General features: G+C 64.7%; 13 protein-coding genes. 7 read left to right on the forward strand and 6 right to left on the reverse strand.

Going from position 1 to position 15,410, the window contains the following annotated elements:
- Positions 1-3 precede the first annotated feature (3 nt).
- Both ACMGGG_RS04745 and ACMGGG_RS04750 read right to left on the reverse strand, forming a co-directional pair.
- Entirely contained in the window at positions 4-993 is a 990-nt protein-coding gene (locus ACMGGG_RS04745; protein WP_054892902.1) for a 2-hydroxyacid dehydrogenase, read from the reverse strand.
- Positions 994-1,024: 31 nt separating this feature from the next.
- Entirely contained in the window at positions 1,025-3,781 is a 2,757-nt protein-coding gene (locus ACMGGG_RS04750) for a response regulator (RefSeq protein ID WP_414154966.1), read from the reverse strand.
- 203 nt (positions 3,782-3,984) lie between these two features.
- On the opposite strand from ACMGGG_RS04750, the gene ACMGGG_RS04755 reads away from it, so the two are divergent.
- The 7 genes from ACMGGG_RS04755 (at position 3,985) to ACMGGG_RS04785 (ending at position 12,342) form a co-directional block, all read left to right on the forward strand.
- Positions 3,985-4,701 (forward strand): response regulator transcription factor, encoded by a 717-nt coding sequence (locus tag ACMGGG_RS04755; RefSeq protein ID WP_054892900.1) that lies wholly within the window; start codon positions 3,985-3,987, stop codon positions 4,699-4,701.
- 2 nt (positions 4,702-4,703) lie between these two features.
- Entirely contained in the window at positions 4,704-6,137 is a 1,434-nt protein-coding gene (locus ACMGGG_RS04760) for a histidine kinase sensor domain-containing protein (protein WP_414154967.1), read from the forward strand.
- Positions 6,138-6,232: 95 nt separating this feature from the next.
- Positions 6,233-7,132 (forward strand): cysteine synthase CysM, encoded by a 900-nt coding sequence (gene cysM / locus ACMGGG_RS04765; RefSeq protein WP_054892899.1) that lies wholly within the window; start codon positions 6,233-6,235, stop codon positions 7,130-7,132.
- A complete protein-coding gene (gene rlmD / locus ACMGGG_RS04770; protein WP_414154968.1) occupies positions 7,132-8,496 on the forward strand; it encodes a 23S rRNA (uracil(1939)-C(5))-methyltransferase RlmD in 1,365 nt (454 codons plus the stop codon). Before cysM ends, rlmD begins: the two co-directional genes overlap by 1 nt.
- Positions 8,497-8,592: 96 nt before the next feature.
- Positions 8,593-10,833, forward strand: a complete 2,241-nt coding sequence (gene relA, locus ACMGGG_RS04775; protein ID WP_054892897.1) for a GTP diphosphokinase — start codon at positions 8,593-8,595, stop codon at positions 10,831-10,833.
- A gap of 109 nt (positions 10,834-10,942) precedes the next feature.
- Positions 10,943-11,776, forward strand: a complete 834-nt coding sequence (gene mazG, locus ACMGGG_RS04780; RefSeq protein WP_153774386.1) for a nucleoside triphosphate pyrophosphohydrolase — start codon at positions 10,943-10,945, stop codon at positions 11,774-11,776.
- 26 nt (positions 11,777-11,802) lie between these two features.
- Positions 11,803-12,342: a DUF2058 domain-containing protein gene (locus ACMGGG_RS04785; protein WP_186666954.1), complete on the forward strand. Its 540-nt coding sequence runs from the start codon at positions 11,803-11,805 to the stop codon at positions 12,340-12,342.
- A gap of 44 nt (positions 12,343-12,386) precedes the next feature.
- Here ACMGGG_RS04785 and ACMGGG_RS04790 read toward each other — a convergent pair whose 3' ends face one another.
- From ACMGGG_RS04790 to purM, 4 genes are all read right to left on the reverse strand, one after another.
- Positions 12,387-12,569 (reverse strand): hypothetical protein, encoded by a 183-nt coding sequence (locus ACMGGG_RS04790; protein ID WP_054892894.1) that lies wholly within the window; start codon positions 12,567-12,569, stop codon positions 12,387-12,389.
- A gap of 208 nt (positions 12,570-12,777) precedes the next feature.
- Positions 12,778-13,488, reverse strand: coding sequence for a DUF3108 domain-containing protein (locus tag ACMGGG_RS04795; protein ID WP_151924260.1), 711 nt, complete (start codon positions 13,486-13,488; stop codon positions 12,778-12,780).
- 8 nt (positions 13,489-13,496) lie between these two features.
- A complete protein-coding gene (purN, locus tag ACMGGG_RS04800; protein ID WP_414154969.1) occupies positions 13,497-14,150 on the reverse strand; it encodes a phosphoribosylglycinamide formyltransferase in 654 nt (217 codons plus the stop codon).
- Positions 14,150-15,208, reverse strand: coding sequence for a phosphoribosylformylglycinamidine cyclo-ligase (gene purM, locus ACMGGG_RS04805; RefSeq protein ID WP_054892891.1), 1,059 nt, complete (start codon positions 15,206-15,208; stop codon positions 14,150-14,152). Before purM ends, purN begins: the two co-directional genes overlap by 1 nt.
- Positions 15,209-15,410 lie beyond the last annotated feature (202 nt).

Consider the following 15,410-nt stretch of genomic DNA (forward strand, 5'->3'; position numbering starts at 1 on the left):
ATCCTACCCTGTGACCGTGTTTTGCGCATCGCCTGCTGCCCAGCGGGCGATGTTGTCCAGGGTGGTCGCGGCAATCGCTTCCAGCGCTTCGCGGGTCAGAAACGCCTGGTGCGCGGTGACGATCACGTTGGGGAAGGTCAGCAGCCGGGCCAGCACGTCGTCCTGTAGCGGCAGGTCGGAGCGGTCCTCGAAGAACAGTTGCGCCTCTTCTTCATAGACATCCAGGCCCAGGTAGCCGAGCTGGCCGCTCTTGAGCGCGTCGATCAGCGCCGGGGTATCGACCAGCGCACCCCGCCCGGTGTTGATCAGCATGGCACCGGGCTGCAGGCGCGCGAGGCTCTCGGCGTTGATCAGATGACGGGTGTGCTCGGTCAGCGGGCAATGCAGGCTGATGATCCGTGCCTGGCCAAGCAGTTCGGGCAGTTCCAGATAGCGGGCACCGAGTGCCAGCAGCTCGGGGTTGGGGTAGGGGTCGTAGGCCAGCAACTGGCAGCCGAAGCCGGCCATGATGCGGGCGAACGCAGCACCGATCTGCCCGGTGCCGACCACGCCGACGGTCTTGCCGTGCAGGTCGAAGCCGGTCAGGCCATGCAAGGTGAAATCGCCTTCGCGGGTGCGGTTGTAGGCGCGGTGCAGGCGGCGGTTGAGGGCCAGGATCAGTGCTACCGCGTGCTCGGCCACGGCGTGCGGCGAATAAGCTGGGACGCGCACCACCGTCAGCCCAAGGTGTGCAGCAGCCGCCAGGTCGACATGGTTGTAGCCCGCCGAACGCAGGGCGATCAGCCGTGTACCACCGCTGGCCAGGCGTTGCAGGACTTCGGCGCCCAGATCATCGTTGATGAAGGCGCAGACCACCTCGAAGCCCTGGGCCAGTGGGGCGGTGTCCGGGGTGAGGCGAGCGGATTGGAAATGCAGCTCCAGGGCGCGGCTGGCGGCGGCCTGGGTGAAGCTTTCCTGGTCGTAGTGCTGGCTGCTGAACAACAGGACGCGCATGGTGGGAATTCCTTCGGTGTGTCGTCGACGATCAGGCACGCAGGTGCGCCTGCTCCGCCAGCCGGTGGATGGCGCGCTCCAGGTCATCCAGCGCCTGCGATGCCTGCGGGCTGTCCTGCTTGAGCAGCGTCTCGCTGCGCTGACAGGCGGCCCGCAACTGTGGGACGCCGCAATAGCGCGAAGCGCCGTTGAGGCGGTGAACGCGCTCGATCATCGCCGAACGATCGCCGTGTTCGCGCGCGCTGCGGATGGCCTGGCGATCACCTTCCAACGAGGCCAGCAGCATCGCCAGCATGTCGGCGGCCAGGTCCGCTTTGCCGGCCGCCAGGCGCAAACCCTCTTCGTGGTCGAGCACCTTGAGCTCGTTGCTATCGGGCAAGCGTTCAGTGGCGCGGTCCAGTGAGGGCGTACCGAGGCTCAGGCCGGTCCATTTCATCACCACTTGGGCCAGCTGGCGCTCGCTGATCGGCTTGGTCAGGTAGTCATCCATGCCACTGTGCAGCAGGGCGCGCTTTTCGTTGGCCATGGCGTGGGCTGTCAGGGCGACGATAGGCAGGGGCGGGCCACTCTGGCTGGCTTCCCAGCGACGGATCTGCTCGGTGCAGGCGCAGCCGTCCATGCCGGGCATCTGCACATCCATCAGCACCAGGTCGAAGGGTTCGTCCTGCACGGCCTGGACTGCCGCGAAGCCGCTGTCTACTGCCACGACTGCGGCGCCCATGCCTTCGAGCAGGGTCTGCACCAGCAGCAGGTTGGCCGGGTTGTCGTCGACACAGAGGATCCTTGGCACCCGCGAGCCGGCAGTGTGCCGCGGTTCGCTGCTGGGGCGGGTCGGTTGCACCAGTTCCAGCAGCAGGCGGCGCAACTTGCGGGTGCAGGTGGGCTTGGACAGCAATTGGCCATGGGCATTGGGCAGGAACGGGTGATACAGCGCCTGCTCGGTGGTCGGGCACAGCACCACGCACTGGCAGCCCAGGCGTTCGAGTTGTTGGTGGTACTGGCCGAGCTGGTCGGGCGAGAGGTTGCCCAGGTTGGCGCCAAGCACGGCGAATTCGAAGGGGTGGCCGGCCTGGCTGGCGGCCTGTACGCCTTGCAGCAACTGCTCGAACGACGAGAACAGGCTGACGCTCAGGCCACAGTCTTCAAGCTGGTGTTCCAGGGCCTGACGGGCCAGTTCGTGGCCGTCGACGATCGCTGCGCGACGGCCCAGCAACGCTTGCAGGGGCATTTCCTCGGCGTCGTCGTGGGCCTTGGGCAGGCTCAGGTTGATCCAGAACTGCGAGCCTTCGCCCGGCGTGCTGTCGACGCCGATCTCGCCGCCCATCTGTTCGATCAGGCGCTTGGAGATCACCAGCCCAAGGCCGGTGCCGCCAGGTTGGCGCGACAGCGAGTTGTCGGCCTGGCTGAAGGCCTGGAACAGGGTGCGCACGTCCGCCGGTGACAGGCCGATGCCGGTGTCCTGCACGCTGATGCGCAGTTGCGCGGTGTCTTCGTGCTCGTCTTCGACCATGGCGCGCACGACGATCGTGCCTTCGCGGGTGAACTTGATGGCGTTGCTCACCAGGTTGGTGAGGATCTGCTTGAGCCGCAGCGGATCGCCAACCAGCGACAAAGGCGTGTCGCGGTACACCAGGCTGACCAGCTCCAGCTGCTTGGCGTGGGCCGCGGGGGCGAGGATGGTCAGGGTGTCCTGGATCAGGTCGCGCAGGTTGAAGGGGATGCTGTCGAGCACCAGCTTGCCGGCTTCGATCTTGGAGAAGTCGAGAATTTCGTTGATGATCCCCAGCAGGTTGTCGGCGGATTTTTCGATGGTGCCCAGATAGTCGAGCTGGCGAGGCGTGAGCTCGCTCTTTTGCAGCAGGTGGGTGAAGCCGAGGATGCCATTGAGCGGGGTGCGGATCTCGTGGCTCATGTTGGCGAGGAATTCGGATTTGATCCGGCTGGCCTCCAGGGCCTCCTTGCGCGCCATGTCCAGCTCGATGTTCTGGATCTCGATGGTCTCCAGGTTCTGGCGCACGTCCTCGGTGGCCTGGTCGATGCTGTGCTGCAGCTCTTCGTGGGCGTTGTGCAGGGTTTCGGCCATGCGGTTGATGCCGGCCGCCAGCTCGTCCAGCTCGACGCTGCCCATGGGCGGCAGGCGTTCTTCGAGATTGCCCTCCTTGAGCTGGGTGACCGCGTGCTTGATGCGCCCGATCGGGCCGTTGATCGCCCGGCTCATGCGCAATGCCAGCAGCACCGTGAGGCTCAGGCAGGCAAAGATCAGCAGCAGGCTGGTGAACAGGTTGCGATAGCCGCGCAGGAGCGTGCCGTCGTGGGACAGTTCGATTTCGACCCAGCCAAGCAAGCGCTCGGATTCATTGGGCACGGCTTCGGTGGCCAGGTCACGGTGATGGCCGAAAACCGGCATCAGGTAGCGCGTGGCGTCGTTGCCGGTGCGTTGCAGCAGTTGCGTACCGGTGCCGCCACTGGGCGGCTGGTTGAGCATGCTGGGGCCGGCATGTGCCAGGCGCGAACGGTCCGGGGCCAGGAAAGCCACGGCACGTACATCGGTCTGCTCCAAAGCCTCGGCGGCGATGCGCTCGAGCTGCGCTGGCGCTTCCTGGGCCAGGGCGGGGGCTGCGAGCGGTGCCAGTTGCTCGGCGATCATCTTGCCGCGTTGCAACAGTTGGGTGCGCAGTTCGTTCTGCTGCAACCAGGTGAAATAAATGCCCAGCACCAGCGCCATCAGCCCGGCGGGCAGTAGGGCCAGCAGCAGGACGCGGCTTCTGATTCCCAAACGATCGAGCACACCTGTCTCCTGTCATGTGCGTGCGGGCCGTCGCGAGTGGACGGGATCCCGCAGAACGTTACTCCGCACGCACCGGTAATGCACTTTGTTTGTGCGGGTTTTTTATGGCGCGCGGCGCTGGCAAGGGCATTGGTCGACACTCGGTTGCCAGAACGGCGTCCCTCGCCAATAATCGCGCAACTGAGAATTCATGGCAGATGCCAATGCATACCGTATCCATTCACGACTCAAGCATCCTCGCCATCGAGGACGATCCGGTGCTCGGCGCCTACCTGCACGAGGAGCTGCAGCGCGGCGGTTTCCGCGTGACCTGGTGCCGTAATGGCCTGGAAGGCTTGGAAACTGCTGGCCGCGAGGCCTTCGATGTGGTGTTGCTGGACATCCTGCTGCCAGGGCTCAACGGTCTGGACGCCCTGGCGCAACTGCGCCGGCGCAGCGCCACGCCGGTCATCCTGATGTCGGCGCTGGGGGCCGAGGCGGACCGTATCAGCGGTTTCCAGCGCGGTGCCGACGACTACCTGCCCAAGCCCTTCAGCATGGCCGAGCTGCGCGTGCGCATCGAGGCGATCCTGCGCCGGGTCGCCCTGGAGCGCCGGCATCAAGCGCCGCGTGACGTCTTGCCGGGGCAACTGCATTTCGACGACCAGGCCTGCGACGTGACGCTCGACGGGCAGGCTGCGGGGCTCACGCCCAGTGAATACCGCCTGCTCGACACCCTCAATCGCAGCCAGGAGGAGGTGTTGAGCAAGCCCTTCCTTTACCAGCAGGTCCTGCAACGTGGCTATTCACGCCATGACCGCAGCCTGGACATGCATGTCAGCCAGATCCGTCGCAAGCTCAAGGGTATCGGTTATCACGAGCGCCAGGTGCGCACGGTATGGGGCAAGGGCTACGTGTTCTGTGCCGGCGAGGCAGACTGAGCATGCTCGATCGTCGATCGCTGTTCTGGAAGCTGGCGGTGCTGCTGGTGGGCTTCTGCCTGCTGATGATCGGCCTGAGCTACACCTGGGGCCGGCATATGGAAACCCAGAACGCCTTCTTGTCCGAGCCTGCCCGGCAGCTGTTGCGCGGTTATGCCGCCGAGGCCGAGCAGGCCTGGAACCAGGGTGGCCGCGAAGGCCTCGAGCGCTGGTTGCTGAACATGCGCCAGCGTGAGTCGGGCTGGATCGCGGTGCTCGATGGCAACTTGCGTCCGCTCGCCGGGGCTCGCTTGTCCACGGAGGAAATCCAGCGCCTGACCCGCCTGCGCGGCGTCGACTGGCCGATGAGCAGGCGCAGCGTCGACCAGCCCTGGTTGCGCTTGCCGTTCCCCCAGGCTCCCGAGCAGGGCATGCTGGTGATCGAGTTGCCCCAGCGCCTGACCCCCGGCCAGTACCGGTTGTTCTGGCGGATCATCACCAACGGTGTGATGCCGGGTCTGTTCACCCTGCTGTTGTGCGTGGGCCTCTACCGGATGCTGATCGTGCCGCTGAACCAGTTGCGCGAGCAGGCCAATGCCTGGCGTGCCGACCAGCTTTCGGCGCGGCTCGATTCGCGCACGATCGGTCGTGACGACGAGTTGGGCGAGCTGGCGCGTGCCTTCGACCAGATGGCCGAGCGCCTGCAGGGCACGGTAACCCTGCAGCAGCAACTGTTGCGCGACTTGTCCCACGAGATGCGCACGCCACTGAGCCGCCTGCGTGTGGCCTGCGAGGGCGAAACCGACGTCGCACGCCTGCGCGAACGCCTCGAACGGGAACTCGATTGCATGCAGCAACTGGTCGAGGACACCCTGCAACTGGCCTGGCAGGATGCCGAGCGTGCGCCGATGAACCTTGAGCCCATCCAGCTTCAGGCCCTGTGGGACCTGCTGGTGGAGAATGCCTGCTACGAAAGCGGTTGGGCAGCGCAGCGGTTGCAGTGCACGTTGCCGGCCAGCTGTTGGGTGGAGGGTAATCTCAACCACCTGGCCCAGGCGCTGGAGAACATGCTGCGCAATGCCATCCGCCACTCACCGCATGACGGGGTGGTGCGCCTGAGTGGCCAGCGCGAGGGCAATCACTGGCAGTTGTTCCTGGAAGATGAAGGCGGCGGGGTGGATGACGACGATCTGGAAAGGATCTTCGCGCCGTTTTCCCGGCTCGACGGCTCGCGCCCCGGGGATGGAGGCTTTGGGCTGGGGCTGAGTATCGCCCGCAGTGCGATCCAGCGTCAGGGCGGCAGGCTGTGGGCCGAGAATGGGCAACGGGGATTGCGGCTGTGCATGCGTCTGCCTTGTGTCGACACCGAGGGCTTGGCAGGTAAGCCTGCTGCTGAAAAGGCTTTTACTGTTCTTGCGAGCGCGAGTTTGCCCGCGCAGAGTTCGTCACCCATATAACTACCTGCTATATCTCCCAGCAATTGCGTGATATGGCGGCGCGTCCTTTGCCGGTATGATAGGCGCCCCTGCCGTCCTGATTGCGAAACACGCCCATGACCTTGCAGTACCCAACCATCGCCGATTGCGTCGGCAACACCCCTCTGGTCCGCCTGCAGCGTATCGCCGGGCAGACCAGCAACACCCTCCTGCTCAAGCTCGAAGGCAACAACCCGGCCGGCTCGGTCAAGGACCGTCCGGCGTTGTCGATGATCACCCGTGCCGAACTGCGCAACCAGATCAAGCCAGGCGACACCCTGATCGAGGCGACCTCCGGCAACACCGGCATTGCCCTGGCCATGGCGGCGGCGATCAAGGGTTACAAGATGATCCTGATCATGCCCGACAACTCCACGGCCGAGCGCAAGGCGGCGATGACCGCCTATGGCGCCGAGCTGATCCTGGTAACCAAGGAAGAGGGCATGGAAGGGGCGCGCGATCTGGCCGAAAAGCTGCAGGCCGAAGGTCGCGGCCTGGTGCTCGACCAGTTCGCCAACGGCGACAACCCGATTGCCCACTACACCAGCACAGGTCCCGAGATCTGGCAGCAGACCCAGGGCAGCATCACCCACTTCGTCAGTTCCATGGGCACCACCGGCACCATCATGGGCTGCTCGCAGTACCTCAAGGAACAGAACCCGGCGGTGCAGATCGTCGGCCTGCAACCGATGGAAGGCTCGGCCATTCCCGGTATCCGCCGCTGGCCGGAGGAATACCTGCCGAAGATCTTCGACGCCACCCGCGTCGATCGCGTGGTGGACATGTCCCAGCAGGAAGCCGAAGACACCACCCGTCGCCTTGCACGCGAAGAGGGCATTTTCTGCGGTGTGTCCTCCGGCGGTGCGGTCGCGGCGATGCTGCGTCTGTCCCGTGAAGTGGAAAATGCCGTGATGGTCGCGATCATCTGCGACCGCGGCGACCGTTATCTCTCCACCGGCCTGTTCGACGCGACCTGATGTCCAGAAAGAAAAGTAACAGCAGCGGCCTGCGCTTCCAGCCAGCCGGCGGCGACCGCACCCCACAGGTGCCGGTCGGCAAGAAACAACGCCTGGACATCGAACGCCTGGCCGGTGACGGACGCGGCATCGCCTTTGTCGAGGGGCGCACCTGGTTCGTCAGTGGTGCCCTGGCGGGCGAGGCGGTCGAGGCGCGGGTGCTCAATGCCCGCGGCAAGATCGTCGAAGCACGCCTTGAGCGCGTGCTGCAGGCCAGCCCCGAGCGGCGCGAGGCGCCGTGCCGGCATTACGCCCGCTGCGGCGGTTGCAACCTTCAGCACCTGCCCCACGAGGGCCAGCTGGCGCTCAAGCAGCGCCTGCTCGCCGAGCAGTTGCAGCGCGTAGCCGGTGTGCAGCCTGATGAGTGGGCCGCACCGCTGGCCGGGCCGGAATTCGGCTACCGCCGTCGCGCGCGCATCGCCGTGCGTTGGGATGTGAAGGCGCGCGAGCTGCAGGTCGGTTTTCGCGCCGAAGCCAGCCAGGACATCATCGCCATCGACGATTGCCCGGTGCTGGTACAACCCTTGCAAACCATCCTGCGACATTTGCCGACCGTGCTGCGCAGCTTGAGCAGGCCTCAGGCGCTGGGGCATGTGGAATTGTTCAGCGGCAGCGCCGAGGCCGTGCTGGTACGCCATGTAGCGCCGCTGGCCGACGACGACCTGGCGCGCCTGCAGGCGTTCTGCGAGCAGGCGGGTGCGCAACTGTGGCTGCAGGGCGAGGGTGAGCCGGCGCCACATGATGGCGCCGCGAGACTTGGGTTTGACCTTGCCCCTTGGGGGCTGGAGCTGGCGTGGCGACCGGGCGACTTCGTGCAGGTCAATGCCCAGGTCAACACCTTGATGATCCAACAGGCGCTGGCGTGGCTTGCGCCGCAACCGGACGAACGGGTACTGGACCTGTTCTGTGGCCTGGGCAATTTTGCCCTGCCGCTGGCTCGCCAGGCCCGTGAAGTGGTGGCGGTGGAAGGTGTGCAGGCGATGGTCGATCGGGCCGCCGCCAACGCCGCGAGCAACAATGTGCATAACGCACGGTTTTTTCAGGCCGATTTATCGCAGTCTTTGGCAGGTGCCGAATGGGCCGCCGAGGGCTTTTCTGCGGTACTCTTGGACCCACCGCGCGACGGTGCCTACGAGGTGGTGCAAAGCATCGCACGCCTGAAGGCCAGGCGGCTGGTCTATGTATCGTGCAACCCCGCCACGCTGGCGCGAGACGCGCAGGTGCTGGTCGGCCAGGGGTACCGGTTAAAAAGGGCCGGGATTCTCGACATGTTTCCTCAGACGGCGCATGTCGAGGCCATGGCGTTATTCGAAGTGGGCCAGTAACGGCTGGCCCCTTGGTGCGGCTTCCACGGACGGGAAGCGGCACGGTTGATTGCCAGTGCACCCGCGAGGTGCGCTGTATGGAAAGGTAAACGAAACATGGTACAGGTGAGAGTGCACCAGCCGGTCAACACCGACGGCAGTATCAATCTCGAAGCATGGCTGGATCATGTGGTGAGCGTCGATTCGGCGCTGGATCGCACGGCGCTCAAGGAGGCCTGCGATTTCGCCCAGGAAGTCGAGAAGAAGGGCAACCCGGCCAAGCATTCCTGGGCCGACGGGACGTCGAGCTTCCAGGCGGGGCTCGAGATCGCTGAAATTCTCGCAGACCTCAAGCTCGACCAGGACTCGCTGGTCGCTGCCGTGATCTATCGCTCGGTCCGCGAAGGCAAGGTCACCCTGGCCGAGGTCGGCCAGCGTTTCGGCCCGGTGGTCTCCAAGCTGATCGACGGCGTGCTGCGCATGGCCGCCATCAGCGCCAGCCTCAGCCCGCGCCAGTCGCTGGTGCTGGGCTCGCAGGCGCAGGTCGAGAACTTGCGCAAGATGCTCGTGGCCATGGTCGACGACGTACGCGTCGCCCTGATCAAGCTGGCCGAGCGGACCTGCGCCATCCGCGCGGTGAAGGCCGCCGATGACGAAAAACGCCTGCGCGTGGCGCGCGAGGTGTTCGACATCTACGCACCGCTCGCTCACCGCCTGGGCATCGGCCATATCAAGTGGGAGCTGGAAGACCTGTCCTTCCGCTACCTGGAGCCCGACCAGTACAAGCAGATCGCCAAGCTTTTGCACGAGCGGCGGCTGGACCGCGAGCGCTTCATCAGCGATGTGATGAACCAGTTGCAGAACGAGCTGCTGGCCACCGGGGTCAAGGCCGACATCAGCGGCCGGGCGAAACACATCTATTCGATCTGGCGCAAGATGCAGCGCAAGGGCCTGGAGTTCAGCCAGATCTACGACGTGCGTGCGGTGCGCGTGCTGGTGCCGGAAATCCGCGACTGCTATACCGCGCTGGGTATCGTCCACACCTTGTGGCGCCACATTCCCAAGGAGTTCGACGACTACGTCGCCAACCCCAAGGAAAACGGCTACCGCTCGCTGCACACCGCGGTGATCGGCCCCGAGGGCAAGGTGCTCGAGGTGCAGATCCGTACCCACGGCATGCACGAGGAGGCCGAGCTTGGTGTCTGCGCGCACTGGAAGTACAAGGGCACCGACGTCAAGTCCAGCTCCAACCACTACGAAGAGAAGATTTCCTGGCTGCGCCAGGTGCTGGAGTGGCACGAGGAACTGGGCGACATCGGCGGCCTGGCCGAACAACTGCGGGTCGACATCGAGCCGGACCGGGTCTACGTGTTCACCCCTGATGGCCACGCCATCGACCTGCCCAAGGGCGCCACGCCGCTGGACTTCGCCTACCGCGTGCACACCGAGATCGGCCACAACTGCCGTGGCGCCAAGATCAACGGTCGCATCGTACCGCTGAACTACAGCCTGCAGACCGGCGAGCAGGTGGAGATCATCACCAGCAAGCAGGGCAACCCGAGCCGCGACTGGCTGAACTCCAACCTCGGCTACGTCACCACCTCGCGTGCGCGGGCCAAGATCGTCCATTGGTTCAAGCTGCAGGCGCGCGACCAGAACGTCGCTGCCGGCAAGACCCTCATCGAGCGCGAACTCAGCCGCCTGGGCCTGCCGCAGGTGGACTTCGAGCGCCTGGCGGAAAAGGCCAACGTCAAGACCGCCGAGGACATGTTCGCTGCGCTGGGGGCCGGTGATCTGCGTCTGGCGCACATGGTCAACGCCGCCCAGCAGTTGCTGGAGCCGGAGCGCATCGAGCCGGTCGAGCTGGTGCCGCGCCCGGCGCGCGGGACTCGATCGGGCAAGCGCAACGACATCCAGATCCAGGGCGTAGGCAACCTGCTCACGCAGATGGCCGGTTGCTGCCAGCCGCTGCCGGGCGACGCCATCGTCGGCTACATCACCCAGGGGCGCGGCGTGAGCATTCACCGCCAGGACTGCGCCTCGGTGCTGCAGTTGGCGGGCAAGGAGCCGGAGCGCATGATCCAGGTGAGCTGGGGGCCGATTCCGGTGCAGACCTACCCGGTCGACATCGTCATCCGCGCCTACGACCGCCCAGGCTTGCTGCGCGACGTTTCGCAGGTGCTGCTCAACGAGAAGATCAACGTGCTGGCGGTCAATACCCGCTCGAACAAGGAAGACAACACCGCGCTGATGTCGCTGACCATCGAGATTCCAGGCCTGGATGCGCTGGGGCGCTTGCTCGGACGGATCTCGCAGTTGCCGAACATCATCGAGACGCGGCGTAATCGTACGCCTTGAGACTGCGTAGCCCCCATGGCGGGCAAGCCCGCTCCTGCAGGTGCAGCGTGATGCCTGTAGGAGCGGGCTCGTCCCGCGATGAGGGCGCCACCTAAGGACCTGCCAGAGCATGACCTACACCCTCAACGACCTGCTCCACCTCATGGCCCGCCTGCGCGATCCGCAATACGGCTGCCCCTGGGATCTCGAGCAGGACTACACCAGCATCGTCAAGCACACCATCGAGGAAGCCTACGAGGTGGCCGACGCCATCGAACAGGGCGATTTCGCGCAGTTGCAGGGCGAACTCGGCGACCTGCTGTTCCAGGTGGTCTACTACAGCCAGCTGGCGCGGGAGGAGGGGCGTTTCGAGTTTGCCGGCGTGGTTGATTCGATCACCCGCAAGCTGATCCGCCGCCATCCGCACGTGTTCCCCACCGGTGACCTCTACGCCGCACCCGACATCCCGCGCTTGAGCGAGGCGCAGGTCAAGTCGCGCTGGGAAGAGATCAAGGCCGAGGAGCGCGCCGAGAAGAGCACCCCCGAACAGCTCTCGCTGCTCGACGATGTTCCCGGCGCCTTGCCGGCGCTGTCGCGTGCGACCAAACTGCAGAAGCGCGCGGCCACCGTCGGTTTCGACTGGCCCGAGGCGTTGCCGGTGCTGGACAAGGTCCGCGAGGAGCTCGACGAGGTATTGCAGGCCATGGCCGATGGCGATGACCAGGCACTGGAAGACGAAGTCGGCGACCTGCTGTTCGCCGCTGTGAACCTGGCCCGTCATCTCAAGCAGGATCCGGAAAACGCCCTGCGCCGCGCCAACCGTAAATTCGAACGACGTTTCCGCTTCATCGAGCAGGCATTGCGCGACACTGGCCGACCGATCGAAGATTGTAACCTTGACGAGTTGGATGCCCTCTGGGGCGAAGCCAAACGTCAGGAAAAGAACCTGCCCAGCTGCGGCTGAGCCGATGCATAAGTGAGTGAACACCGATGAGCCTTTCCCTTCGCGATCAATTGCTCAAGGCCGGTCTGGTCAACCAGAAGCAGGTCTCCCAGGCCAACAAGGCCGAGAAGAAACAGAAACGCCTGGAACACAAGGGCCAGGTCGAGGTGGACGACAGCCAGCAGCGCCTGGCCAAGGAAGCCATGGCCGACAAGGCCAAAAAGGACCAGGAACTGAACCGCCAGGTGCAGGAGAAGGCCGAGCAGAAGGCCCGTGCCGCACAGGTCAAGCAATTGATCGAGGCGACCCGCCTGCCCAAGCTGACCACCGAGGACTACTACAACTTCGTCGACGACAAGAAGGTCAAGCGCATTGCCGTCAACGCCCTGATGCGCAGCAAGCTGAGCAACGGTTCGCTGGCGATCGTCGCCCATGGCGGCGGCTACGAAGTGATCCCGCGCGAGGCGGCGGTGAAGATCCAGGAACGCGATCCCAAGCGCATCCTGCTGCTCAACACCCATGTCGAGGAGGCCGATGAAGACGATCCATATGCGGCCTACAAGATCCCTGACGATCTGATGTGGTAAATGACGAAAACCCCGCTCAGGCGGGGTTTTTCGTGGGGGAGATCTTATTGTGTGCCGCGTTGGCTCTCGAGGGTCTCGAGCTCCTGGCGGTACTGGTGGGCTTCATGCTCGTTGTGGAACATGCCGACCAGTTGGCCCTGCTGGTGTACGTCCCAGATCCGCACGCCAGCGGCCAGGCCTTCGTGGGACATTCTCGATTCGTCGCGTTCGGTTACTTGGACAGTCATCGGTAAACTCCACTTCTGTTGGTCTGCGACACTGTGTCGCACACCTTCTTTATAGAGTTTGTTAGCAGGCTAAGTAAATAAAACGACGATGAAACTATGTTCATGAAACGCGCTGCGCTTGTTCCCATCGCGGCGCTCCTGCAAGCCAAAACAAAGCCCCGCACCAGGCGGGGCTCGGGCTACAGCAGGTTACAGCGCAGGGAGCGGATCAGTTCCCCTTCACCGTCCTGCCATCGACCGTACCATCCTGCAGCACGATCACGTATTCCTTGCCATCGGTCTCGACCTGGCGCAGTTGCACCAGCAGGTAGTCCCAGTCCTTGGCGAACCACAGCTCGGTGATGCGCTTGCTCTGGCTTGGGTCGCGCACGCGCTCGACCTTCACCGCATCGACCTGGCCGGTCTTGGTGGCAACCTTCTCGGTGCCCAGCACGCGGAAGTCGTAGGTGTCGATCTCGTCACCGTCGACCACCTGGTACGTCATGCTCTTCTTGCCCGCTGCCACGTCATGTTGCAGGGCCAGTTGATAGGACGACTTGTCCAGCACCCCACGGTTGAGCGGCAGGTTGATCGCATCGCCACGGTCGCTACCGGTGACTTTCTTGCTGTTCCAGTCGAAGTCCAGGTCGACCTTCTTCGCCTTGCCCAGGCCACCACGCTCGAAGTGATACTTCTGCGGCAGCAGGGTGTCGTTGTCCATGCGCACCGTGCTCTGTTCGGTCAGGCTGGCGATCATCATGGAGGCTTTGAAGTTGAGGTCCCAGGTACCGTTGGCGTTCTTGACCAGGCTGCGTTCGGCGGTGCCGCTCATGGGCAGCTGTTTCCAGTCGGCGGTGTAGCTGGCCGAGAAAGGCTTCAGATCAGCTGCCTGGAGGGGCAGGGCGAGCACGGCGAGAGCCAATAGCAGGGCGCGACGCATATATTCTCCTAGGGTCGAATCAAGTGACCGCTGGCCGCCAGCGGCTGGCCATCCAGTAATGCACCTTGTTCGCCCAGGCGCAAGCGTCCTTCGGCGAACCAGCGCACCGCCAGCGGGTAGATCTGGTGTTCCTGTTGGTGGACCCGTTGTGCCAGGCTCTGCGCATCGTCGCCTGGCGCGACCGCTACCACAGCCTGTACGACCAAGGGCCCGCCGTCGAGTTCCTCGGTGACGAAATGAACACTGCAGCCGTGCTCGGCGTCACCGGCATCCAGAGCCCGCTGGTGAGTGTGCAACCCTTTGTACTTGGGCAACAGCGACGGGTGGATGTTGAGCAGGCGCCCCTGGTAGTGGCGCACGAAGGCGCCACTGAGGATGCGCATGAAGCCGGCCAGCACCACCAGGTCGGGGGCGAAGCCATCGATCAGTTGCGTCAGCGCCGCGTCGAATGCTTCGCGCCCGTCGAAACCACCGTGCTCGAGCACGGCGGTGTCGATCCCGGCAGCTTTGGCCCGTTGCAGGCCAAAGGCGTCGGGGCGGTTGGAAATCACCGCGCGGATCCGCGCGCTACCGTGTTCGGCGTGGATGCTGTCGATCAGGGCTTGCAGGTTGCTGCCGGAGCCCGACAGCAGTACGACGACATTGCAGGTCTTGCTCGGCATCAGTGTGCCTTGAGGTTCTGCAGCTCGACCTGGGCAGCGCCTTCGGCGGCCACGTCGATGCGGCCGATCACCCAAGGCTGCTCACCGGCCTGGCGCAGGACGTTCAGGGCGTTGTCGACCTGGTCCTGGGCCACGCAGATGACCATGCCTACGCCGCAGTTCAGTACGCGGTGCATCTCGTGCTCGTCGACGTTGCCTTTCTGTTGCAGGAAGTCGAACACCGCCGGACGCTGCCAGCTGGCCACGTCGACCACGGCCTGGGCGCCTTTTGGCAGGACGCGCGGGATGTTGTCCAGCAGGCCGCCACCGGTGATGTGGGCCATGGCCTTGACCGCGCCGGTCTTCTTGATCAGCTCCAGCAGCGGCTTGACGTAGATGCGGGTCGGCGCCATCAGCAGGTCGGTCAGCGGCTGGCCGTCGAGCTGGGTGTTCTCGATGTCGGTGCCGGACACTTCGAGGATCTTGCGGATCAGCGAGTAGCCGTTGGAGTGCGGGCCGGAGGAAGGCAGGGCGATCAGGGCGTCGCCGGTGACCACTTTCGAGCCGTCGATGATTTCCGACTTCTCCACCACGCCGACGCAGAAACCGGCCAGGTCGTAGTCTTCGCCCTCGTACATGCCTGGCATCTCGGCGGTTTCACCACCGACCAGCGAGCAACCGGCCAGTTCGCAACCGGCGCCGATGCCGGTGACCACGGTAGCGGCCACGTCGACGTTCAGCTTGCCGGTGGCGTAGTAGTCGAGGAAGAACAGTGGCTCGGCGCCGCAGACCACCAGGTCGTTGACGCACATGGCGACCAGGTCCTGGCCGATGCTGTCGTGCTTGTTCAGGTTCAGCGCCAGGCGCAGCTTGGTGCCGACGCCGTCGGTGCCGGAGACCAGCACCGGCTGCTTGTAGCCGGCCGGGATCTCGCAGAGGGCGCCGAAGCCGCCCAGGCCACCCATGACTTCAGGGCGTGCGGTGCGCTTGGCGACGCCCTTGATGCGTTCGACCAGTGCTTCGCCGGCGTCGATGTCTACACCGGCGTCTTTGTAGCTCAGGGAGGGTTGCTTGCTCATTGATCCAGGCCTTTAAGGGGGAGGGATTCAGGAAAACGACCAGCGCGGCCAAGGCCGGCTCGGGAGGCGGCGGCTGCCTGTACGTGACTGGTCTGCGAAGGCGCGCGATTTTATCAGGGTTGCCCGGCAGCGGCCATCCTCCATTGAACGGCAAGTGGCGAGCGGTAGGCTATAAGAGAAGACAGACAGCACCGGCGCGCGC

It is taken from the genome of Pseudomonas sp. BNK-44-b (assembly GCF_047456245.1).
GTDB classification, from domain to species: Bacteria; Pseudomonadota; Gammaproteobacteria; order Pseudomonadales; family Pseudomonadaceae; genus Aquipseudomonas; species Aquipseudomonas machongensis.

Bases quoted from the DNA above. Each gene is read 5' to 3' on its own strand.
- ACMGGG_RS04785 (WP_186666954.1), top strand. From the start codon at position 11,803: ATGAGCCTTTCCCTTCGCGATCAATTGCTCAAGGCCGGTCTGGTCAAC.
- ACMGGG_RS04795 (WP_151924260.1), bottom strand. From the start codon at position 13,488: ATGCGTCGCGCCCTGCTATTGGCTCTCGCCGTGCTCGCCCTGCCCCTC.
- ACMGGG_RS04745 (WP_054892902.1), bottom strand. From the start codon at position 993: ATGCGCGTCCTGTTGTTCAGCAGCCAGCACTACGACCAGGAAAGCTTC.
- relA (WP_054892897.1), top strand. From the start codon at position 8,593: ATGGTACAGGTGAGAGTGCACCAGCCGGTCAACACCGACGGCAGTATC.
- ACMGGG_RS04790 (WP_054892894.1), bottom strand. From the start codon at position 12,569: ATGACTGTCCAAGTAACCGAACGCGACGAATCGAGAATGTCCCACGAA.
- mazG (WP_153774386.1), top strand. From the start codon at position 10,943: ATGACCTACACCCTCAACGACCTGCTCCACCTCATGGCCCGCCTGCGC.
- ACMGGG_RS04755 (WP_054892900.1), top strand. From the start codon at position 3,985: ATGCATACCGTATCCATTCACGACTCAAGCATCCTCGCCATCGAGGAC.
- purN (WP_414154969.1), bottom strand. From the start codon at position 14,150: ATGCCGAGCAAGACCTGCAATGTCGTCGTACTGCTGTCGGGCTCCGGC.
- purM (WP_054892891.1), bottom strand. From the start codon at position 15,208: ATGAGCAAGCAACCCTCCCTGAGCTACAAAGACGCCGGTGTAGACATC.
- cysM (WP_054892899.1), top strand. From the start codon at position 6,233: ATGACCTTGCAGTACCCAACCATCGCCGATTGCGTCGGCAACACCCCT.
- ACMGGG_RS04760 (WP_414154967.1), top strand. From the start codon at position 4,704: ATGCTCGATCGTCGATCGCTGTTCTGGAAGCTGGCGGTGCTGCTGGTG.
- rlmD (WP_414154968.1), top strand. From the start codon at position 7,132: ATGTCCAGAAAGAAAAGTAACAGCAGCGGCCTGCGCTTCCAGCCAGCC.